The sequence below is a fragment of the Aeromonas sp. S19(2024) genome (assembly GCF_041402625.1).
Lineage (GTDB): Bacteria > Pseudomonadota > Gammaproteobacteria > Enterobacterales > Aeromonadaceae > Aeromonas > Aeromonas caviae.
Genome location: NZ_JBGLQU010000003.1, coordinates 215,466 through 236,740, shown reverse-complemented (window position 1 = coordinate 236,740; position 21,275 = coordinate 215,466). Strand labels below are relative to the sequence as shown.

The 21,275-nt window shown below is 61.6% G+C and carries 15 protein-coding genes; 5 read left to right on the top strand and 10 right to left on the bottom strand.

The window, feature by feature from the left end:
- Positions 1 to 191 precede the first annotated feature (191 nt).
- Positions 192 to 1,784 (top strand): ABC-F family ATPase, encoded by a 1,593-nt coding sequence (locus ACB037_RS08455; protein WP_010674576.1) that lies wholly within the window; start codon positions 192 to 194, stop codon positions 1,782 to 1,784.
- Between the two features lie 212 nt (positions 1,785 to 1,996).
- Here the strand turns inward: ACB037_RS08455 and ppiD are convergent, their stop codons facing one another.
- The 6 genes from ppiD to tig all read right to left on the bottom strand — a co-directional run bounded on the left by ppiD (position 1,997) and on the right by tig (position 10,432).
- On the bottom strand, positions 1,997 to 3,910 hold the full coding sequence (gene ppiD, locus ACB037_RS08450) for a peptidylprolyl isomerase (protein WP_371175186.1): 1,914 nt from the start codon (positions 3,908 to 3,910) through the stop codon (positions 1,997 to 1,999).
- A gap of 149 nt (positions 3,911 to 4,059) precedes the next feature.
- Positions 4,060 to 4,332, bottom strand: coding sequence for a nucleoid-associated protein HU-beta (gene hupB / locus ACB037_RS08445; protein ID WP_005315375.1), 273 nt, complete (start codon positions 4,330 to 4,332; stop codon positions 4,060 to 4,062).
- A gap of 240 nt (positions 4,333 to 4,572) precedes the next feature.
- Positions 4,573 to 6,927 carry an endopeptidase La gene (gene lon / locus ACB037_RS08440; RefSeq protein WP_010674574.1) on the bottom strand — a complete coding sequence of 785 codons (2,355 nt, stop codon included), beginning with the start codon at positions 6,925 to 6,927 and terminating at the stop codon, positions 4,573 to 4,575.
- Positions 6,928 to 7,066: 139 nt separating this feature from the next.
- On the bottom strand, positions 7,067 to 8,341 hold the full coding sequence (clpX, locus tag ACB037_RS08435; RefSeq protein WP_010674573.1) for an ATP-dependent protease ATP-binding subunit ClpX: 1,275 nt from the start codon (positions 8,339 to 8,341) through the stop codon (positions 7,067 to 7,069).
- A 70-nt stretch (positions 8,342 to 8,411) separates the two neighbouring features.
- Positions 8,412 to 9,035, bottom strand: coding sequence for an ATP-dependent Clp endopeptidase proteolytic subunit ClpP (gene clpP, locus ACB037_RS08430; protein WP_005324106.1), 624 nt, complete (start codon positions 9,033 to 9,035; stop codon positions 8,412 to 8,414).
- Positions 9,036 to 9,121: 86 nt separating this feature from the next.
- Positions 9,122 to 10,432 (bottom strand): trigger factor, encoded by a 1,311-nt coding sequence (gene tig, locus ACB037_RS08425; RefSeq protein ID WP_010674572.1) that lies wholly within the window; start codon positions 10,430 to 10,432, stop codon positions 9,122 to 9,124.
- A gap of 430 nt (positions 10,433 to 10,862) precedes the next feature.
- Between tig and ACB037_RS08420 the strand changes: the two genes are divergently transcribed.
- Entirely contained in the window at positions 10,863 to 11,297 is a 435-nt protein-coding gene (locus tag ACB037_RS08420) for a YccF domain-containing protein (protein ID WP_039039046.1), read from the top strand.
- A gap of 84 nt (positions 11,298 to 11,381) precedes the next feature.
- Positions 11,382 to 11,972: a 5'-deoxynucleotidase gene (yfbR, locus tag ACB037_RS08415; protein ID WP_010674569.1), complete on the top strand. Its 591-nt coding sequence runs from the start codon at positions 11,382 to 11,384 to the stop codon at positions 11,970 to 11,972.
- A gap of 130 nt (positions 11,973 to 12,102) precedes the next feature.
- Here the strand turns inward: yfbR and lolE are convergent, their stop codons facing one another.
- From lolE to ACB037_RS08400, 3 genes are read right to left on the bottom strand one after another with little or no spacing between them, the layout of a single operon-like run.
- Entirely contained in the window at positions 12,103 to 13,344 is a 1,242-nt protein-coding gene (lolE, locus tag ACB037_RS08410; protein ID WP_103243212.1) for a lipoprotein-releasing ABC transporter permease subunit LolE, read from the bottom strand.
- The gene (gene lolD / locus ACB037_RS08405; protein ID WP_010674567.1) at positions 13,344 to 14,042 is read right to left on the bottom strand and encodes a lipoprotein-releasing ABC transporter ATP-binding protein LolD; all 699 of its coding nucleotides are present in this window, start codon (positions 14,040 to 14,042) and stop codon (positions 13,344 to 13,346) included. Before lolD ends, lolE begins: the two co-directional genes overlap by 1 nt.
- 40 nt (positions 14,043 to 14,082) lie before the next feature.
- Complete coding sequence (locus ACB037_RS08400; protein ID WP_104452890.1) at positions 14,083 to 15,318, bottom strand: lipoprotein-releasing ABC transporter permease subunit; 1,236 nt, start codon at positions 15,316 to 15,318, stop codon at positions 14,083 to 14,085.
- A 76-nt stretch (positions 15,319 to 15,394) separates the two neighbouring features.
- Between ACB037_RS08400 and ACB037_RS08395 the strand changes: the two genes are divergently transcribed.
- Together ACB037_RS08395 and mfd are read left to right on the top strand one after the other, a co-directional pair.
- On the top strand, positions 15,395 to 15,970 hold the full coding sequence (locus ACB037_RS08395; protein WP_042863798.1) for a PilZ domain-containing protein: 576 nt from the start codon (positions 15,395 to 15,397) through the stop codon (positions 15,968 to 15,970).
- 42 nt (positions 15,971 to 16,012) lie between these two features.
- Complete coding sequence (mfd, locus tag ACB037_RS08390; RefSeq protein WP_371175185.1) at positions 16,013 to 19,477, top strand: transcription-repair coupling factor; 3,465 nt, start codon at positions 16,013 to 16,015, stop codon at positions 19,475 to 19,477.
- 608 nt (positions 19,478 to 20,085) lie between these two features.
- Here the strand turns inward: mfd and fbp are convergent.
- Positions 20,086 to 21,120, bottom strand: a complete 1,035-nt coding sequence (fbp, locus tag ACB037_RS08385) for a class 1 fructose-bisphosphatase (RefSeq protein WP_029314452.1) — start codon at positions 21,118 to 21,120, stop codon at positions 20,086 to 20,088.
- Between the last annotated feature and the right edge of the window lie 155 nt (positions 21,121 to 21,275).

The following is a 21,275-nucleotide window of genomic DNA, read 5'->3' as shown; positions in this document are numbered from 1 at the left end:
AAGCCGGCCCAGTGCCGGCTTTTTTCATGACCGCCCCTCGCCTCCCCTCTGCAAGAGAGGCCGGAGCCCGTTGCCGGCCTGGTCGTGAAACCTTCCCCCCTGCAATGGGGCCAGATCACAGTTCCTGCTAAAACTTTCAGGGGATCTGTGCCATAATGCGCGCCATTTGACAGACCAACCGGGACATTCCAGTGCTTTCAAGCAACAACATCACCATGCAGTTCGGCGCCAAGCCGCTGTTTGAGAACATCAGCGTCAAGTTTGGCGGCGGCAACCGCTACGGCCTCATCGGTGCCAACGGCTGTGGCAAGTCCACCTTCATGAAGATCCTCGGCGGCGATCTCGAACCCACCGGCGGCAATGTGAGCCTGGATGTCAACGAGCGCATCGGTAAGCTGCGCCAGGATCAGTTCGCCTACGAAGAGATGCGCGTGCTGGACGTGGTCATGATGGGCCACACCGAGCTGTGGGCCGCCATCGCCGAACGCGATGCCATCTACGCCAACCTGGAAGCCACCGACGACGACTACATGAAGGCCGCCGAGCTGGAAGGCCTGGTCGCCGAATATGATGGCTATACCGCCGAATCCCGCGCAGGCGAGCTGCTGCTGGGTGCCGGTATTCCCATCGAGCAGCACAACGGCCCGATGAGCGAAGTGGCCCCGGGCTGGAAACTGCGGGTACTGCTGGCGCAGGCGCTCTTCTCCAACCCCGACATCCTGTTGCTGGACGAACCGACCAACAACCTGGACATCAACACCATTCGCTGGCTGGAGCAGGTGCTCAACGATCGTGAAAGCACCATGATCATCATCTCTCACGACCGTCACTTCCTGAACTCCGTCTGCACCCACATGGCGGATCTGGACTACGGCGAGCTGCGGGTCTACCCGGGCAACTACGACGAGTACATGCTGGCTGCCACCCAGGCCCGCGAGCGCCTGCTGGCCGACAACGCCAAGAAGAAGGCCCAGATCGCCGATCTGCAATCCTTCGTCTCCCGCTTCAGCGCCAACGCCTCCAAGTCCAGCCAGGCTACCTCCCGCCTCAAGCAGATCGACAAGATCAAGATTGAGGAAGTGAAGGTCTCCAGCCGTCAGAACCCCTTCATCCGCTTCGAGCAGGACAAGAAGCTCTACCGCAACATCCTGGAGATCGAAGGCGTCTCCAAGGGTTATGGCGACGGTCCCCTGTTCAAGGGGCTCAACATGATGCTGGAAGTGGGCGAGAAGGTCGCCATCCTGGGTACCAACGGGATCGGTAAGTCCACCCTGATCAAGACGCTGGTCGGTGCCCTGGCACCGGATACCGGCACCATCAAGTGGTCCGAGAACGCCCAGATCGGCTACTACGCCCAGGATCACGCCGAAGATTTCGACACCGATCTCAATGTGTTCGACTGGATGGCACAGTGGAAGCAGGAAAACGAAGACGAACAGGCGGTGCGCTCCGTGCTGGGTCGTCTGCTCTTCTCCCAGGACGACATCAAGAAGCCGGTCAAGGTGCTTTCCGGTGGTGAACAGGGCCGGATGCTGTTCGGCAAGCTGATGATGCAGCGCCCCAACATCCTGATCATGGATGAACCGACCAACCACCTGGACATGGAATCCATCGAATCCTTGAACCTGGCGCTGGAGATGTACAAGGGCACCCTGATCTTCGTCTCCCACGACCGCGAGTTCGTCTCCTCCCTGGCGACCCGCATCCTGGAACTGACCGAAGACGGCATCCGCGACTTCGGCGGCACCTACGAGGATTACCTGCGCACCCAGGGTGTGGTGTAATCCTCCGCTTTCAAGCAAAGCGATCAGAACCGGCGCCTCGTGCGCCGGTTTTTTTATGCCTGCTGGCAACGCCGAGCGGGATGCAAACCAGGACGATGCACGACTTAGCTCATCCCTGCAAGAGCAGGTAGCCGCCCCCTCTTGTACCGCGTACAGATAAAAAAACGGCTCCATCATGGAGCCGTTTTCACACTTGGGGCCGTGAGGCTGACTTACTCGACAGTGGCTTCCACGTCGGTGAAGTATTCGATCTTGGCCGCCTTGCGCAGCTCGTCGATCAGCGACTTGTAGTCGGCCTGTGCCTTGCCCTGACCCAGCTGACCTTGCAGCAGGCTCACCATCTGGGACGGCTCCTTGATGACGTTGACCTTGTCCAGCGCCACCACCACACGATCACCGTTGGCTTCGGTCACCAACTCGACGCTCGGCTTGCCATCGGTCGGATGGGGCATGCGGAACGCCTGGGTCACCAGGTTCTGGTCCATCTCCTGGGCGAAACGGGATACGCCGGTATGGGTATCCACTTTCAGACCCAGCGCGGTCAGGTCGACCTGAACGTTCTCACCGGCCTTGAGCTTGTCCAGCAGACCCTGGGCCTTGCCACGGGCCACTTCACTGGCCTTGTCGTGCTTGATGGCGGTGATCACCTGCTCTTTCACCTCGGCAAGCGGCTTGGCCGCCTTCGGCTGGTGACCCATGATGTGCAGCACCAGCGCCTTGCCGTCGGCCAGCTCGATCACGTCGGAGTTGGTGTTGTCATCGCGCAGCTGTTCGGAGAACGCCACGGAGAGCACCTTGGGATCATTGAGCGGTGCCGGCGCATCGGCCTGGCTGAAATAGCCGGTGGACTGCACCTGAAGGCCCATGGCTTCGGCGGTCAAGTCCAGGGAGTCCGGGTTCTCGAAGCTGCTGTCGGCCATCTTCTGCTGTTCGGCGAAGAACTGCTCCTTGGCCTTCTCAGACTGCAGACGGGCGATGGTATCGCTCATCACGTCCACGAAGGGCTTGGTCTTGGCCGGTTCGACGGCCAGCAGCTTGATGATGTGGAAGCCGAACGGACTCTTCACCACGGCGGAGAGATCGCCAGCCTTGGCCAGCGCGAACGCGGCTTTCTCGAAGGCAGGATCCATCACCCCTTTCTCGAACCAGTCGAGCTCCCCGCCCTTCTTCGCGGAGAAGGTATCGGAGGAGTCGGCCTTGGCCAGCGCGGCGAAATCGTCACCTGCCTTGGCCTTGGCCAGCACGGCCTCGGCTTTCTGCTCGGCGGCCTTTTCATCCTTGCCAAACGGGATCAGGATGTGCGCCACCTGACGGCGCTCGGGACGCTGGAACAGATCCTGATGCTGGTCGTAGTAATCCTGGGCATCCTGCTCGGTGACCTTGATGTTCTTGCCAAGGTTCGCGGCATCGAGCAGCAGATAGTCGACCTTGACCGTCTCGTCGTTCATGAAACGAGCGCTGTTGGCCTTGTAGAACTGCTCCACCTCGGCATCGCTCACCTCGATCCCGTCCACATAGGCGGAAGCGGCCAGACGGATCAGGCGCAGGTCACGGGTCTGGTTGTAGAGACGATCCAGTTGCTCGGCTTCACCCTTGAGGGCGAACTCCGATCCCAGCACGGCGCCCATCAATTGCTGGCGCACCATGTCCTGGCGCAGGGAGTCGCGGAACATCTCGGGGGTCATGCCGGCACGGCGAATGAGCTGCAGGTAGCGGTCATTGCTGAACTTGCCGTTCTCGGCAAACTCGGGCATGGCGACGATGGCCTGCTTGATCTGCTCATCGCTGACGCGCAGACCCAGGGAGCGGGCCTTGTCATCGATCAGCGCCTGATCGATCAGACGGTCCAGCACGCCACGGCGGAACTGTTTCATGTAATCGGGATTGGCGGCCAGCTGGTTGAAGGCCTCACCCATTTGGGATTCCATGCGGGCCCGCTCATTGCGGTAGGCATTCTCCAGTGCGGGGGCACTGATGTCATTGCCGTTGACGGTGGCGGGGGCGGTACGTGCCGGGCCATTCAGGTAGCTGCCTACGCCGGCCAAGGCAAAGGAGAGGATGATCAGGCCCAAGATAACCTTGGCTACCTTGCCCTGCGCCCCTTCGCGTAGTTTATCCAACATCATGTTTGTACTTATGCTCCCGAACTCGATGGGCGTAAATAATGAAAAGGCGCACCGATTGCGATGCGCCTTGGTCAAGCAGTATGAGGGAGAGCCCTCTCACTTGTCTGGTCAGAGACCAAGGACGGTGCCGATAGATATCAGCGACCGGCTTAGTTGACCGCGTCTTTCAGGGCCTTGCCGGCTTTGAAGGCAGGAACTTTACCGGCAGCGATTTCGATGGTCGCACCAGTTTGCGGGTTGCGGCCGGAACGGGCTGCACGCTCGCGAACGGCGAAAGTACCGAAACCAACCAGAGCAACCTGGTCACCCTCTTTCAGGGCTTCGCCCACGGCATCGATGAAGGCATCCAGCGCACGGCCAGCGGCAGCTTTGGAGATATCAGCACCGTCTGCAATCTTGTCAATCAGTTGAGATTTATTCACTCTTATATTCCCCTTTTATCGAACATCGCTGCGGCGCTGATTTCCCTGGCCACAACAAGTGGAGGTTTTATAACAAGCCTCCTGATCAGTTGCAAGTGACAATCTGGCGCAAACCCGCGCCACATCACGCATTGCGACTCATCATGAGTACCCGATCGGTGGTCAAGGCTACTTCCGTTGTCCGGTGCATGCAAGCCTTAACCACCCCCCGAATGCGCCAAATTTGCGGCGCATCAACATTTACACGACAGAAACGCGTTCGAAACCTTGCGGATTGTCCTGCAACGCCAGTGCAAGCACCTCATCAATCCAGCGAACCGGATAGATTTCAAGATCTTGTTTGACGTTGGCCGGGATCTCCTCGAGGTCACGTTCGTTCTCTTTCGGGATCAGCACACGCTTGATGCCACCACGGTGGGCCGCCAGCAGTTTCTCCTTGAGACCACCGATGGGCAGCACCTCGCCACGCAGGGTGATTTCACCCGTCATCGCCACGTCGGCACGCACCGGGTTGCCGGTGAGGCTGGAGACCAGGGCGGTACACATGGCGATACCGGCGCTCGGGCCGTCTTTCGGGGTCGCCCCTTCCGGCACGTGCACGTGGATGTCGCGCTTCTCGTAGAAGTCGCCGTTGATACGCAGCTTCTCGGCACGGGCCCGCACCACCGTCATGGCCGCCTGGATGGACTCCTGCATCACGTCACCGAGGGAACCGGTGTAAGTGAGCTTGCCCTTGCCCGGCATGTTGGTGGTCTCGATGGTGAGCAGATCGCCCCCCACTTCGGTCCACGCCAGCCCGCACACCTGACCAATCTGGTTCTGGTCGGTGGCCTTGCCATAGTCAAAGCGCTGTACCCCCAGGAACTCCTTGAGGTTCTCCTGGTTGACCTGAACATGCTTGATGCTCTTGTCCAGCAGGATGCGTTTGACTGCCTTGCGACAGATTTTGGAGATTTCACGCTCCAGGCTGCGCACACCCGCCTCGCGGGTGTAGTAGCGAATCACCCCGATCAGCGCCGAATCCTCGATGGTGATCTCGGAAGGCTTCAGGCCGTTGCGCTGGATCTGCTTGGCAACCAAGTGCTGCTTGGCAATGTTGAGCTTCTCGTCCTCGGTGTAACCGGACAGACGGATCACTTCCATCCGGTCCAGCAGCGGACCCGGGATGTTCATGGAGTTGGAGGTGGCCACGAACATCACGTCCGACAGGTCATAATCCACTTCCAGATAGTGATCGTTGAAGCTGCTGTTCTGCTCGGGATCCAGCACCTCCAGCAGGGCGGAAGCGGGATCGCCACGCATGTCCGAGCTCATCTTGTCGATTTCGTCGAGCAGGAACAGCGGGTTCTTCACGCCGACTTTCGCCATCTTCTGGATGAGCTTGCCGGGCATGGAGCCGATGTAGGTACGACGGTGACCACGGATCTCCGCCTCGTCACGCACCCCACCCAGGGCCATGCGCACATACTTGCGGCCGGTGGCCTTGGCGATGGACTGGCCCAGGGAGGTCTTGCCCACCCCGGGAGGCCCGACCAGGCAGAGGATGGGACCCTTGAGCTTGTTCACACGCGCCTGCACTGCCAGGTATTCGAGGATGCGATCCTTGACCTTGTCCAGGCCATAGTGATCCGCATCCAGCACCTCCTGGGCCTTGCCCAGGTCTTTCTTGACCTTGGAGCGGGCCTTCCAGGGCACCTGAACCATCCAGTCCACATAGCTGCGCACCACGGTGGCTTCCGCCGACATGGGGGACATCATCTTGAGCTTGGCGAGCTCGGCCTGGGCCTTCTCGCGGGCATCCTCCGGCATCCCGGCCTCTTCAATCTTGCGATTGAGGGCTTCGAATTCATCCGGGCTGTCTTCCAGCTCACCCAGCTCTTTCTGGATGGCCTTCATCTGCTCGTTGAGGTAATACTCCCGCTGGCTCTTCTCCATCTGCTTCTTGACCCGGGAGCGGATGCGTTTCTCGACCTGCAACAGGTCGATCTCCGACTCCATCATGGCCATCAGAAACTCGATGCGCTCGGACACGGAGGCGATTTCCAGCACCTTCTGCTTGTCTTCGAGCTTGAGCGGCATGTGGGCAGCCATGGTATCGGCCAGGCGCGCCGCATCGTCGATCGCCGAAATCGAGGTGAGTACCTCGGGCGGGATCTTCTTGTTGAGCTTGATGTAACCTTCGAACTGGCCGATGGCAGAGCGCACCAGCACGTCCTGATCCTTCTCCTCGATGGGGGCGGACGCGATGTACTGGGCCTCCCCGACAAAGAAGTCGCGATCGTCGATCATCCGCTCAAGGCGGGCACGCTGGCCCCCCTCCACCAGCACCTTGACGGTGCCGTCCGGCAGCTTGAGCATCTGCAGAATATTGGCCACTGTCCCGACGGAGAAAATTTCCTCCACCGTCGGTTCGTCAGTCGACGCATCCTTCTGGGCCACCAGCAGGACTTTCTTGTCCTGCTCCATGGCCGCTTCCAGACAGCGAATGGATTTTTCCCGCCCCACAAAGAGTGGAATGACCATGTGGGGATAGACCACCACGTCACGAAGAGGCAGGACGGGAATCTCGATGCGTTCTGAACGCTCTAGGTTCATATATGTCCTCTCGGCTTGTTATACCGTTGGCAAAGGCTTGGCTGAGTATATGGGGGCGCAAAGATGAGATTCAATCGCCTTGGCCGTAAAAAGCATGAAAGGGGCAAAAAGCCCCTTTATGTGATTAAAAATCAGACAGTTACTCTGAGGCTGCGGCCTGAGTCTCGGGATTGTCGTAGATCATCAGGGGCGCGGAGTCTCCCTTGATCACCGTCTCGTCGATCACCACCTTGCTGACCCCTTTCAGGGAGGGCAGGTCATACATGGTGTCGAGCAGTACGGCCTCGACAATGGAACGCAGACCCCGGGCACCGGTTTTGCGCTCCATGGCCTTGCGGGCAATGGCATTGAGCGCGTCGTCACGAAACTCCAGCTCCACCTCTTCCAGGGCAAACAGCGCGGCATACTGCTTGGTCAGCGCGTTCTTCGGCTCTTTCAGGATCTGGATGAGGGCAGCCTCGTCAAGCTCGGTCAGGGTCGCGACCACCGGCAGACGACCGATGAACTCGGGGATGAGACCGTACTTGATGAGATCTTCCGGCTCCACCTTGGCAAAGTTCTCGCTCAGGGTTGCCTTGGCATTCTTGGATTTCACCTCGGCGCCAAAACCGATGCCGGTGCCCTTGACGGAGCGCTGCTCGATCACCTTGTCCAGCCCCGCGAAGGCACCACCACAGATGAAGAGGATCTTGGAGGTATCGACCTGCAAAAACTCCTGCTGCGGGTGCTTGCGACCGCCCTGGGGCGGCACGGAGGCGATGGTGCCTTCGATCAGTTTCAGCAGTGCTTGCTGCACCCCTTCCCCGGAGACGTCGCGGGTGATGGAGGGGTTGTCCGACTTGCGGGAGATCTTGTCGATCTCGTCGATGTAGACGATACCTCGCTGGGCCTTCTCCACGTCGTAGTCGCACTTTTGCAGCAACTTCTGGATGATGTTCTCCACGTCCTCGCCCACGTAACCGGCTTCGGTCAGGGTGGTGGCATCGGCCATGGTGAAGGGCACATCCAGCAGACGAGCCAGGGTCTCGGCCAGCAGAGTCTTGCCGCTGCCGGTGGGGCCAATCAGCAGGATGTTGGATTTGCCCAGCTCCACGCCACCGGACTCGCTGCCGCTGCGAAGACGCTTGTAGTGGTTGTAGACAGCCACTGCCAGCACCTTCTTGGCGTACTCCTGACCGATCACGTAGTCGTCCAGATGGGCGCGGATTTCATGAGGGGTCGGCAGCTCGCTACCATCGCGCTTGGGAGAGATCTCGCGGATCTCTTCGCGGATGATGTCGTTGCACAGCTCGACACACTCATCACATACGTAGACGGAAGGGCCAGCGATCAGCTTGCGCACTTCATGCTGGCTTTTGCCGCAGAAAGAGCAATACAGCAGCTTGTCGCCCTCACCCTTGCGTTTCTCTGTCATTCAGCGACCTCGTTTTATCAATAGAGGATGGATCGTCCTGTTGAGTTTACAACAGGACGGGGTACCCTGCTCAGCCGCGCTGGCTCAGGATGCCGTCAACCAGACCATAGGCAACGGCCTGCTCGGCGGACATGAAGTTGTCACGGTCGGTGTCGCGCTCGATGGTAGCCATGTCCTGACCGGTATGGAACGCCAGACGATCGTTCAGGGTATTCTTGATTTTCAGGATCTCCTGGGCATGGATCTGGATGTCAGAAGCCTGCCCCTGGAAGCCGCCCAGCGGCTGGTGGATCATCACTCGGGCATTGGGCAGGCAGAAACGCTTGCCCTTGGCGCCACCGGCCAGCAGGAAGGCCCCCATGGAGCAGGCCTGCCCCATGCAGACGGTGCTTACGTCCGGCTTGATGAACTGCATGGTGTCATAGATGGACATACCCGCAGTGACGGCGCCACCCGGCGAGTTGATGTAGATGCTGATGTCCTGATCCGGGTTCTCGGACTCCAGGAACAGCAGTTGGGCCACCACCAGGTTCGCCATGTGATCCTCGACTTGACCGGTCAGGAAGATCACCCGCTCTTTCAGCAGACGGGAATAGATGTCGTAGGAACGCTCCCCTTTCGCGGTTTGCTCTACCACCATCGGGATGAGCGCATTGCGTGGGGATTCAGTCACATCGTTATAGTTCTTGTACATAAGGCATTGTCCCTAAAATAAAATGGCCCGAGTGGAGATCACACGAGCCATTATACTTAACAGTTTTGACCTTAAGTCAAATGTTCTTAGGCAGCGGCACCGGACTTGTTGATCACTTCGTCGAAGGCAACTTCTTTCTCGGTGACTTGCGCCTTGGACAGGATCAGATCGATGGCTTGATCTTCAATGGCCAGGTTGCGCACGCCGTTCAGCATCTGCTCGTTCTGCTGATAGTACTCGATCACTTCTTTCGGATCTTCGTAGGCAGTGGCCATGGACTCGATGATGCTGGTCACACGGGCGTCGTCAGCCTTGATCTCGTTGGTGCGGATGACGTCACCCAGCAGCAGACCAACGCGGACACGGCGCTCGGCCTGGGCCTGGAACAGCTCGGCCGGCAGCTCGGGGGCGTTGCCGCCCTGGAAGCCACCGAAGCGCTGCAGAGCCTGCTGACGCAGGGTGTCGATTTCCTGGGCAACGGCAGCCTTCGGCAGATCGATCTGGTTGGCTTCAACCAGGCCGTTCAGTACCTGCTCTTTCACGCTGTTTTTCAGGGCCTGGGCCAGTTCGCGCTCCATGTTCTTGCGCACTTCTGCTTTCAGCTCTTCAACGGAACCGCTCTCGATGCCGAAACGCTTGACGAACTCTTCGGTCAGCTCGGGCAGCACCTGCTCTTCAACCTTGTGCAGCTTGGAGGCAAACTTGGCAGCCTTGCCCTTCAGGGCTTCGGCGTGGTAGTCAGCCGGGAAAGTCACCTCGATGGTGAACTCGTCGCCCGCTTTCTTGCCCAGGATGGCGTCTTCGAAGCCCGGGATCATGCGGCCAGCGCCCAGTTCCAGGGTGAAGCCTTCAGCCTTGCCACCATCGAACTCTTCACCGTCGATGGAACCGACGAAGTCCATGGTCACACGCATGCCGTTGGCGGCAGCCACAGCGGCTTCAGTCCAGGTGGCGTGCTGCTTGCGCAGGGTGTCGATCATGTTTTCCAGGTCGCTGTCCTTCACGGTGGCAACCGGCTTCTCGACCTTGATGCTTTCCAGACCGGCAACTTCGAACTCCGGATACACTTCGAAAGTGGCGGTGAATTCGAAATCCTGACCTTCTTTGATCTCTTTCGGATCCATGGTCGGGGCGCCAGCCGGGCTCAGTTTGTTCTCGATGATGGCCTTGATGAAGTTGTTCTGCATCATTTCATCGGCAACGCGGGCGTGAGCCATGGCACCGAACATCTTCTTGATGATGGCAACCGGAGCCTTGCCAGGACGGAAACCGTCGATGCGACGGGTTTTGGCCAGGCCATTCAATTCTTTGCGCACGGCGGCGTCAACGGTAGCGGCCGGTACAGTGATGGTAAGACGGCGTTCCAGACCCTGGGTTGTCTCTACAGAAACTTGCATTCTTTTACCTCGTTCAACTCAGCACTGCGTGCTGACCCTTTATTGCCCCCGGGCAAGCCCGGAGTCTTCCTGTTTATAAAGACAACGACTGTCTTTGTGATGAGAAAATATGACGCGACATTATAGCGGCGTGCAGTGGTCGCGTCGAGCCGCACATCCCCCATCCGGGGCACAGACAGCACAATTTGCGCAAGACTTTCTCCTATATGGGGAAGCCTTGCACCGAGTTCAAGCGTTCCATCCGCAATAATTTGCACTGGCTCACTCTTTTTCACGGCGAACGGGCCATTTTGATCGCCATCCACCGCCCATCGGGCACAAAAATGGCGTACTGCGACCCAAATTGTCCACCTTCTCGCCTGTGCCATTGCGTCCCCCGGCCGGGCTCGCTATGGTGACAACCAATTTACGTGCTGCTGGAGTCACCCACATGTCCTTTTTCCGCTTCTTGTTCAATCTGCTCTGGTTCGTGCTGGGAGGCGTCTTCATGGGGCTGGCCTGGTGGCTGGCGGGGCTGCTCTGCTTCGTCTCCCTCATCGGGATCCCCTGGGGACGCGCCTGCTTCGTCATCGGCACTTTCACCTTCTTCCCGTTTGGCAAGCAGGCGGTGAGCCGCAAGAGCATGACGGGCCAGAGCGACATCGGCACCGGTGCCCTGGGGCTGATTGGCAACATTCTCTGGTTTGTGCTCATCGGGGTCTGGCTGGCCATCGGCCACATCGCCTCGGCGCTGGCCTGTTTCGTCACCATCGTCGGCATCCCGTTCGGCATCCAGCACCTCAAGCTGGCCCTCATCAGCCTGGCCCCCATCGGCCAGATGATAGTGACCAACCACGAGGCCGAATCGGGCCGCTACATCCGCTGACGGCCCATCTCAGGCTATCCTTGCGGGTGGAAAAAAGGGCAGACTAGGGTCTGCCCTTTTTCATTGCCCCATTCGAGGTCTTCCATGCTGCCCAGCCATTTTTTTGCCAACCTCGCTCGTATGCGCCTCATCTACCGCTGGCCCCTGATGCGCAACATCCAGCCCGAAAACATCGCCGAGCACAGCTTGCAGGTCGCCATGGTGGCCCACGCCCTCGGCCTTATCAGCAATCGCCTGTTCGGCGCTCAGGTGGATGCAGACCGGGCCGCCGTCATGGCCCTCTACCACGACAGCAGCGAGGTGCTGACCGGGGATCTGCCCACCCCGGTCAAGTACTTCAATCCCGAAATCGCCCGTGAATACAAGAAGATTGAGCTTGCCGCCGAGCAGCGCCTGCTGGGCATGTTGCCGCCTGAGCTGGTCGAGGACTTTCGCCCCCTGCTCGACTCCGGCGCCCAGGACGAGGCCCTCACCAGCCTGGTGAAGGATGCAGACACCCTCTGCGCCTACACCAAGTGTCTGGAGGAGCTGAGCGTCGGCAACCGGGAGTTCGAGCCCGCGCGAAAGCGCCTCGAGCAGATGCTGGACGCCAGGATGAACCCCGCCATGCGCTACTTCATCGATGTCTTCGTGGGGAGTTTTTCACTGCCTCTCGATGAGTTGAATGCCCATTGATGCCATCAACACGGCACCGGGCATCATCTCCTCCTGCGTATTGCCCCGATAACCGCCACTTCGGGGGTTTCCCCACAAAAGAGTGACAATAAAAAGGGCCCCGCAGGGCCCTTTATCACATCCATGGGCATCAATGCCCCAGTTCCCGGGACGGCACCAGGCCGCTCGCCCGCCAGGCGGGATAGAGGGTCGCCACCAGGCTCATCAGGATGGCGGCGCCGGTCACGATGAGCAAGTCCTGCATGTGCAGCTCGGTCGGCAGGAAGTCGATGAAGTAGATGTCCGGATTGAGGAAACGGTGCCCGATCACCCCTTCGATGGCGCTCAGGATCTGGGTCAGCTTGCTGGAGAGCAGGCCGCCCAGCAGGGCGCCTAGCAAGGCTCCCGCCACCCCGTTCACCATCCCCTGGATGACGAAGGTGAGCCGGATCTGGCCCGGGCTCGCCCCCATGGTCTTCAAGATGGCGATCTCGCTGCGCTTCTCGTTCACCGCCATCACCAGGGTGGAGACGATGTTGAAGCAGGCCACCGCCACCACCATCAGCATCACCACGTACATCACGGTGCGCACCATCTGGATGTCCTGATAGAGATAACCCTGACGGCTCATCCAGCTGCTGATATAGACGTAGTGCGGGAATTTCTGGGCCGCCGCCACCGTGATGGACTGGGCCTTGAGCACGTCGCTCACCTTGAGGCTGAACCCCTCCACCGCGCTGCCCATGCCGGTGATGGCCTGGGCGTCCGCCAGGTGCATGAAGCCGAGCAGGCCGTCGAGCTGGCCACCGATCTCGAGCAGCCCTACCACGGTGAGCACCTCCCGTTTCGGGTTCTTGATGCCGGCGGCATCACCCGCCTGGGGCAGCAGCAGGGTGACGGTGTCCCCTGTCTTGACCCCCAGCTTGTCGGCGATGATCTTGCCGAGGATGACCCCGTGTTCACCCGCCTGCAGCTCGCGAAGGCCCCGACCCGTCATGAAGTTGCCCGCATCGGAGAGATTGGCTTCCAGCTCCGGCAGCACCGCACGCAGCTGGACCCCCTTGAGGGCGGAGCCGTGCTCCAGCAGGCCGTCCAGGCGAATGACGGGCGCAGCCGCCTCCACCCCGGGCTGGGCCAGCAGGTAGTCCCTGAGCCTCGGCCAGTCAGGCAGCGGCGCTTCCATGCCGATGAGCTCACCGTGGGGGACCACGGAGAGCACCCGGTTCTTGAGCTCCCGCTCGAACCCGTTCATGGCGGAGAGGCCAAGAATGAGGGCCATCACCCCGAGGGCGATGCCGATGAGGGAGGAGGCCGAGATAAAGGCGATGAAGCCGTTGCGGCGGCGGGAGCGGCTGTAACGCAGGCCCAGGAACAGGGGCAGCGGCTTGAACATCAGGCGACCTCCGCCATGATGCCGCTCACCAGGGTGACCCGGCGGTGGAGCTTGGCGGCCAGGCTCAAGTCATGGGTCACCACCACGAACGCGGTGCCAAGCTCGCGGTTGAGCTCGCACAAGAGCTCATAGACGGCGGTGGCGCTGGCATGATCCAGGTTGCCGGTGGGCTCGTCCGCCAGCACCAGGCTGGGTTCGTTGACCAGGGCACGGGCGATGGCCACCCGCTGGCGCTCACCACCGGAGAGCTCGGACGGTCTGTGGTTGAGACGGTGGGAGAGCCCCACCCGCCCCAGCATCTTGCTCGCCTTCTCGGTGGCGCTGGCCACCGACTCACCGGCGATCAGCAGCGGCATGGCCGCATTTTCCAGCGCGCTGAATTCCGAGAGCAGGTGGTGGAACTGGTAAACGAAACCCAGCTCCTGGTTGCGAAACCTCGCCTGGGTGCGGCTGTCCCAGCCATGGATGTCCTGCCCCTTGAACAGCACGGCGCCGCTGGAAGGGTTGTCCAGCGCCCCCATCAGGTGCAGCAGGGTGGTCTTGCCGGAGCCCGAGCTCCCCACCACCGCCAGCATCTCCCCGGGGGCGACGTCCAGCTCGATCCCCTTGAGTACCTGGGTCTCCAGATTGCCCTCTTTGTAGACATGATTGAGGGCCTGGCAGCGCAGCAGCGGCTCGCAGGAGACGGATTGATTCATAACGGGGGCTCCACTTGCACCAGTAACAACAGAAGATGAATTATTCATAACGCAGCGCCTCCGCCGGTTTGACCCGGGCCGCGCGGGAGGCCGGGTAAAGGGTGGCACTGAAGCTGAGCAGCACGGCGCCCAGCAAAATGGTCATGACCTGGGCCGGCTCGACGATGACCGGCAGACCGCTGCCCCCCGCCGCCATATAGAGGTTGAGCCCAAGGGCATTGAGCAGAGGATTGAGGCCGAAGCAGAGCGCCAGCCCCGCCAGCCCCCCGAACAGGGCGCCGATGACGCCGCTCGACGCCCCCAGCACCATGAAGATCTTGACGATGCCGGATTCGCTCATGCCCATGGTACGCAGGATGGCCACCTCCCCTTCCTTGTCGGTGACCACCATCACCAGGGCGGAGAGGATGTTGAAGGTGGCGACCGCGATGATCAGCACCAGCATCAGCCCCATCATCCGTTTTTCCATGGCCACCGCCTGGAACAGCTCGCCGCGCTCGCGGCGCCAGTCCTGCCACTCCAGCCCGTCCGGCAACGCGGTCTTCACCACCTCGTCGGCGGCGAAGGGATCGTCCAGCCAGAGGCGAATGCCGCCCACCTTGTCTGCGGGCAGGCGCAGCATGCGCTGGGCATCCCCCAGGGCAATCAGGGCCACCTGGCTGTCCACGTCGGCGCCGACCCCGAAAATGCCGGAGACGGTGAAAAGACGCTGGGCCGGCACCCGGCCAAAGGGGGTAAAGCGGGTACCTTCGGTCAGAATGAGACGCACCTGGTCGCCGATGGAGACCTTGAGTCGGCTGGCCACCCCCTGCCCCAGCACGATGTGGTATTCACCGGCCTGCAGGCTGTCAAGGCGCCCTCCCAGCATCTGGGCGTGCAGGATGTCATCCTTGGGCCAGCGGGCGGGATCGATCCCCTGCACGCTCACGCCGGTGAGCTGACCCGGGCTTTGCAGCATGCCTTCGCTGTCGAGCATGGGGGCCGTGGCCACCACGTGGGGCAAGCCGGCCAGATCGGGCAGACCTTCGGGCTCGGCCTCGATGCGTCCGGCCTGATTGGTCACCACCACATGGGGGATCACCCCGAGGATGCGCCCCTTGAGCTGGCCTTCGAACCCGTTCATCACCGAGATCACCACCATCAGGGCGGCGACCCCGATGGCGATGCCAAAGGTGGAGAACAGGGAGATAAAGGAGACGAAGCGGTTACTGCGTCGCGAGCCTGCATAACGCAGGCCGATGGCCAGCGACAGTGGCTGAAAAAGTCCGGTCTTCAAGGATATCTACGTTGCCAACGAAATAAGATACCGGATAATAAAGGGAAACCGTCTATGACAACAAGGGATAGCCTCCATGCAGGAACAGTTCTTCAGCGTCACCCATGCCACGCCGGTCAATGTGATCCCCATGCCGGCCGACTTTCGTCTGCCGACGCTGGAGGCCCTGGAGGCCGAGTTGCCCGAGCCGTTTCGCATCGCCTCCGCCATCACCTCCATCGATCTGGTGAGCAGCCGGTTGCTGCGCAGCCAGAACGAGTCCATGCACGATCTGGTGGAGATCATCAACCAGCAGTCCCGCAAGATCGACATGATCATGGGCTATGTGCTGGCGGCCCAAGATCACCCCGAGCACCGCTTCCACACCCTGCGCTTTGGCGCCGGGCAGCTCACCTACCTGCACCCCCACCAGGGGCACGGGGAGGCCCCCGCCCTGCACCAGATCGTGCGGCTCAAGATCTTCCTGCGGGAAGAGGCCTCCGCCGTCTACTGCTACGGCGAGGTCGTGCAGCGGGACGCCGGAGAGCATGGCACCCACGTGGTGCTCGACTACGTGCGCATCCGCGAGGATGACCGGGAGCTGCTGGTGCGCGCCAGCCTGCATGTGCAGTCGAAACAGCTCAAGCTGCGTGCCCAGGAACGTCAGCGCTAACCCAGGTCCATGTCAAAAGAACGCCAACAGTAAAAGACTCCGATGATGCCAATGACCCTCCCCGCCTTGCCCGCCAAAGCGGGCCAGAAGACAACGTTCGGCCAGCTGGTCGGCAGCAGCCTGGCTCTGGTTGCCGCCCGCCTCACCCGGGAAGCCCGAAGACCCGTCCTGCTGGTCACCGCCGATACCCCGAGCGCCCTGCGCCTTGAACAGGAACTGGGGTTCCTGCTGGCGGATCAGGATTGCCCGGTGCTGCTGTTCCCGGACTGGGAGACCCTGCCCTACGACAGCTTCTCTCCCCACCAGGACATCATCTCCCAGCGCCTCGAGACCCTCTACCAGTTGCCGCAGATGCGCCACGGCGTGCTCATCGTGCCCATCTCCACCCTGATGCTGCGCACGGCGCCCCAGGCTTATCTCGACAAATACAGCCTGATGGTCACAAGCGGCCAGCGCCTCAACCTGCTGCAGCTGCGCGGGCGTCTGGCGGAGGCGGGCTACGTGGCGGTGGAACAGGTGCTGGAGCACGGCGAATTCGCCGCCCGCGGCTCCCTGCTGGATCTCTTCCCCATGGGGAGCAGCCGCCCCTATCGCATTGATTTTTTCGACGACGAGGTGGACTCCATCCGCCCGTTCGACCCCGAGACCCAGCGCTCCAGCGAGCCGGTGAAGTCGGTGAGCCTCCTGCCCGCACGGGAATTTCCCACCGACGAGGGGGCCATCGAGCTGTTTCGTGGCCAGTATCGCGAACAGTTCGAGATCTCCCGCGCCGAGGGCTCCGTCTATCAGGAGGTGAGCAAGGGGCGCTGGCCCGCCGGCATCGAATACTACCTGCCGCTCTTCTTCAACCAGACCGCCAGCCTGTTTGACTACCTGCCAGGCAACACCCTGCTGCTCACCGTGGGGGAGATCTACCCCGCGGCCCAGCGCTTCTGGAACGACATCGGCCAGCGCTATGAAGACAGACGCTGGGACAACACCCGTCCCCTGCTGCCGCCCCAGCAGATCTATCTGCCGGTGGAGCAGCTCTTCGCCGCCCTCGGGGACTATGGCGCCGTGCGTCTGCAGGAGGCGACCGTTGACGGTGGAGCGGGTCAGCAGGATCTGCCCCTCGCCCCCCTGCCGGATCTGCAGCTCGACCACAGCAAGGAGCAACCCCTGCTGGCCCTTGACGGCTTCCTGCAAGGCTTTGCCGGGCGCACCCTGTTTGCGGTGGAGTCCGAGGGGCGGCGCGAGGGGCTCGGGGATCTGCTTGCACGGATCAACCTGCAACCCCGGGAGTTTGCCTCCCTCGACGCCTTCCTCTCGAGCGATGCGCGCCACGGGCTGCTGGTCTGTCCCCTGGAGCGGGGCTTCCTGCTGCAAGAGCCCGGCCAGATGCCCCTTGCCCTCATCACCGAGGCCGAGCTGCTCGGCGGCAAGATCCGCAGCAAGCGCCAGCGGGACAAGAGCAAGAACCTGAGCTCGGATGCGGTGATCCGAAACCTGGGCGAGCTGACCCAGGGCCAGCCGGTGGTGCACCTGGATCACGGGGTCGGTCGCTACCTGGGGCTCGAGACCATCGATGCCGGCGGCCTGCCCACCGAGTTTCTGACCCTGGAATACGCCGGCGGCGACAAGCTGTTCGTGCCGGTCACCAGTTTGCACCTGATCAGCCGCTACACCGGCTCGGACAACCCGCCCAGCCACAAGCTCGGCGGCGAGGCCTGGGTCAAGGCGCGGCGCAAGGCGGCGGAGAAGGTGCGGGACGTGGCGGCCGAGCTGCTGGATGTCTATGCCATGCGGGCAGCCCGTCACGGCTTTGCCTTCAAACACGACCGGGAGGCCTACCGCCAGTTTGCCGCGAGCTTCCCGTTCGAGGAGACCGAGGATCAGCTCAACGCCATCAACGCTGTGCTCGGCGACATGTGTCAGGCCAAGAGCATGGACCGCCTGGTGTGCGGCGACGTGGGCTTTGGCAAGACCGAAGTGGCGATGCGGGCGGCGTTTGTGGCCGTGCATGGCGGCAAGCAGGTGGCCGTGCTGGTGCCCACCACCCTGCTCGCCCAGCAGCACTATGACAACTTCCGCGACCGCTTCGCCAACTGGCCGGTGCGGGTGGAGGTGCTGAGCCGCTTCCGCTCCGCCAAGGAGCAGAGCGCCGTGATGAAGGAGATGGCCGAGGGCAAGGTGGACATCATCATCGGCACCCACAAGCTGCTCGGCGCCGATCTCACCTTCAAGGATCTGGGGCTGCTCATCGTCGACGAGGAGCACCGCTTCGGCGTGCGCCAGAAGGAGAAGATCAAGGCGCTGCGGGCCGACGTGGACATCCTCACCCTCACCGCGACCCCCATTCCCCGCACCCTCAACATGGCGATGTCCGGCATGCGGGATCTCTCCATCATCGCCACCCCGCCCGCCAAGCGCCTGGCCATCAAGACCTTCGTGCGCCAGCACGAGCCGGCGGTGGTGCGCGAGGCGGTGCTGCGGGAGCTGAAGCGTGGCGGCCAGGTCTACTACCTGCACAACGACGTGGAGAGCATCGAGAAGTGCGCCAGCGACCTCGCGGAGCTGGTGCCGGAGGCGCGCATCGGCATCGCCCACGGCCAGATGCGCGAGCGGGAGCTCGAGCGGGTGATGTCGGACTTCTACCACCAGCGCTTCAACCTGCTGGTCTGCACCACCATCATCGAGACCGGCATCGACGTGCCGAGCGCCAACACCATCATCATGGACCGGGCGGATCATCTCGGTCTGGCCCAGCTGCACCAGCTGCGGGGCCGGGTCGGTCGCTCCCACCACCAGGCCTATGCCTACCTGCTCACCCCCCATCCCAAGCTGATGACCAAGGATGCGGCCAAGCGGCTGGAGGCCATTGCGTCCCTCGAAGATCTCGGTGCCGGCTTTGCGCTCGCCACCCACGATCTGGAGATCCGGGGCGCGGGCGAGCTGCTGGGCGACGATCAGAGCGGCCAGATTGAATCGGTCGGCTTCACCCTCTACATGGAGATGCTGGAGCAGGCGGTGGAGGCGCTCAAACATGGCAAGGAGCCGTCCCTGGAGCAGCTGATGAGCCAGCATACCGAGGTGGAGCTGCGCCTGCCCGCCTTGCTCCCGGACGACTACATCCCGGACGTCAACATGCGGCTCTCCATGTACAAGCGCATCGCCAGTGCGGCGGACGAGCAGGAGCTGCGGGAGCTCAAAGTGGAGCTCATCGATCGCTTCGGTCTCTTGCCGGAGCCGACCAAGACGCTGATGGAGCTGGCCGCCTTCCGCCAGCGCGCCACGGCGCTGGGCATTCGCCGGGTGGAGATGAGCGAGCGCGGCGGCTATCTGGACTTTACCCAGGAAACCCGCGTCAACCCGGCCTATCTGGTCAAGCTGCTCTCCGAGCAGCCGCGCATCTACAAGATGGACGGACCGACCCGGCTGCGCTTCCAGGTGCCGACCCAGGACAGGGCCATGCGCCTCAAACTGGTGGACGGCCTGCTGGCAGATCTCGCCCGCCATGCCACCCCCTGAGGGGAAGCATGACGTCAGCAGGGCACGACCTGCCACCTATAACAACGGGAGCCCCAGGGCTCCCGTTTCGTTGCTGGCAAGGGGCGGCATCTCGCCCCCGGCCCTCCTTCTTGCCTCCCGATGCCTCGGTTCGCCCTCCTGGCTGCACCGTTTTGCCGCCAAATCCATCCACTAATGCGATACATTGAGTCACCACCCATCTGAAAAACAGATGGATGTGGGGATGATTGTGGGCAACAAACGGGCTCAATGCGCCTCGATAGCCCCGCAGATGGCCCGTGCCGTATTTATCCCGCCCACGTATCCAGGCCAGGCATCCCGGCCAAGGGGCCATCAGCCATTGCACCGCGACAATCGAAACGCCGCGTCAGTCCGTCAGTCCGTCAGTCCGTCAGTCCGTCAGTCCGTCAGTCCGTCAGTCCGTCAGTCCGTCAGTCCGTCAGTCCGTCAGTCCGTCAGTCCGTCAGTCCGTCAGTCCAGTCCAGTCCAGTCCAGTCCAATCCAGTCCAATCCAGTCCGCCAGCATATCAACCTGGTTCAACCCGCCAGCACGCCAATAAAAACGGGAGCCTTGACGGCTCCCGTGACGAAGGGACGCTGGCCCGGGCTCAGCCCTGGTTGGCCGGATCTTCGTGGGCGGAGAACTCCCGCATGAAGGCCTCGGCCCGCTCCACCATCCTGGTGGACCCGACGAAGTAGGGGGTCCGCTGGTGCAGAGCGGTAGGCTGGATGTCCATGATGCGGCCAAAGCCATCGGACGCCTTGCCACCGGCCTGCTCCACCAGGAAGGCCATGGGGTTGCACTCATAGAGCAGGCGCAGCTTGCCGTTCGGGGAGTTGGTGCCGGACGGGTAGATGTAGATGCCCCCCTTGAGCAGGTTGCGGTGGAAATCCGACACCAGGGAGCCGATGTAGCGGGAGGTATAGGGCCTGTGAGTCGCCTCGTCACGCTCCTGGCAGTATTTCAGGTACTTCTTCACCCCGTCCGGGAACTTGATGTAGTTGCCCTCGTTGATGGAGTAGATCTTGCCCTCCTCCGGAATGCGGATGTTCTCGTGGGAGAGGCAGAAGCAGCCGATGGAGGGGTCATAGGTGAAGCCGTTGACCCCAAAGCCGGTGGTGTAGACCAGCATGGTGGAGGAGCCATAGACCACGTAGCCCGCCGCGACCTGACGGTGACCCGGCTGCAGGAAGTCCTCCAGAGTGACCCCGGCGCCCGGTTTGCTGACCCGGCGGTAGATGGAGAAGATGGTCCCGACCGAGACGTTGACGTCGATGTTGGAGGAGCCGTCGAGGGGGTCTATCAGCACCACGTACTTGGAGTGACGAGAGAGCTCGGAATCGAAGGAGACGAAGTCCTCCTCCTCCTCAGAGGCCATGCCGCACACCTCGCCACGGGCCTCCAGCGCCGCCTTGAAGCGCTCGTTGGCATAGACGTCCAGCTTCTGCTGCACCTCGCCCTGCACGTTTTCGGCGCCGATGGAACCGATGATGTCCGCCAGACCCGCCTTGTTGATCTCCCGGTTCACCACCTTGGCGGCCAGGCGGATGGAGCTGAGCAAGGAGGTCAGCTCGCCAGTCGCGGTCGGGTAGTCCGCCTGCTTTTTGACGATGAACTCGCCCATGGTGATCATGTTTCGCATTCTTGTTCCTTTAAGATCGTTTCCGTTGGCCGTTGAAAACGTTTGCAAGTGTCGGCAAAAAAAGTGCCGATCCCCGGCAGCGTTGTTTTGTAACCCAATGTAACGCCTGTTTTTTGTTTTTGCAGCGAATTAAGCCGTTCTTTAAATCGCCAGAA

Bases quoted from the DNA above. Each gene is read 5' to 3' on its own strand.
- ppiD (WP_371175186.1), bottom strand. From the start codon at position 3,910: ATGATGTTGGATAAACTACGCGAAGGGGCGCAGGGCAAGGTAGCCAAG.
- lon (WP_010674574.1), bottom strand. From the start codon at position 6,927: ATGAACCTAGAGCGTTCAGAACGCATCGAGATTCCCGTCCTGCCTCTT.
- clpX (WP_010674573.1), bottom strand. From the start codon at position 8,341: ATGACAGAGAAACGCAAGGGTGAGGGCGACAAGCTGCTGTATTGCTCT.
- clpP (WP_005324106.1), bottom strand. From the start codon at position 9,035: ATGTACAAGAACTATAACGATGTGACTGAATCCCCACGCAATGCGCTC.
- tig (WP_010674572.1), bottom strand. From the start codon at position 10,432: ATGCAAGTTTCTGTAGAGACAACCCAGGGTCTGGAACGCCGTCTTACC.
- ACB037_RS08420 (WP_039039046.1), top strand. From the start codon at position 10,863: ATGTCCTTTTTCCGCTTCTTGTTCAATCTGCTCTGGTTCGTGCTGGGA.
- yfbR (WP_010674569.1), top strand. From the start codon at position 11,382: ATGCTGCCCAGCCATTTTTTTGCCAACCTCGCTCGTATGCGCCTCATC.
- lolE (WP_103243212.1), bottom strand. From the start codon at position 13,344: ATGTTCAAGCCGCTGCCCCTGTTCCTGGGCCTGCGTTACAGCCGCTCC.
- lolD (WP_010674567.1), bottom strand. From the start codon at position 14,042: ATGAATCAATCCGTCTCCTGCGAGCCGCTGCTGCGCTGCCAGGCCCTC.
- ACB037_RS08395 (WP_042863798.1), top strand. From the start codon at position 15,395: ATGCAGGAACAGTTCTTCAGCGTCACCCATGCCACGCCGGTCAATGTG.
- mfd (WP_371175185.1), top strand. From the start codon at position 16,013: ATGATGCCAATGACCCTCCCCGCCTTGCCCGCCAAAGCGGGCCAGAAG.
- fbp (WP_029314452.1), bottom strand. From the start codon at position 21,120: ATGCGAAACATGATCACCATGGGCGAGTTCATCGTCAAAAAGCAGGCG.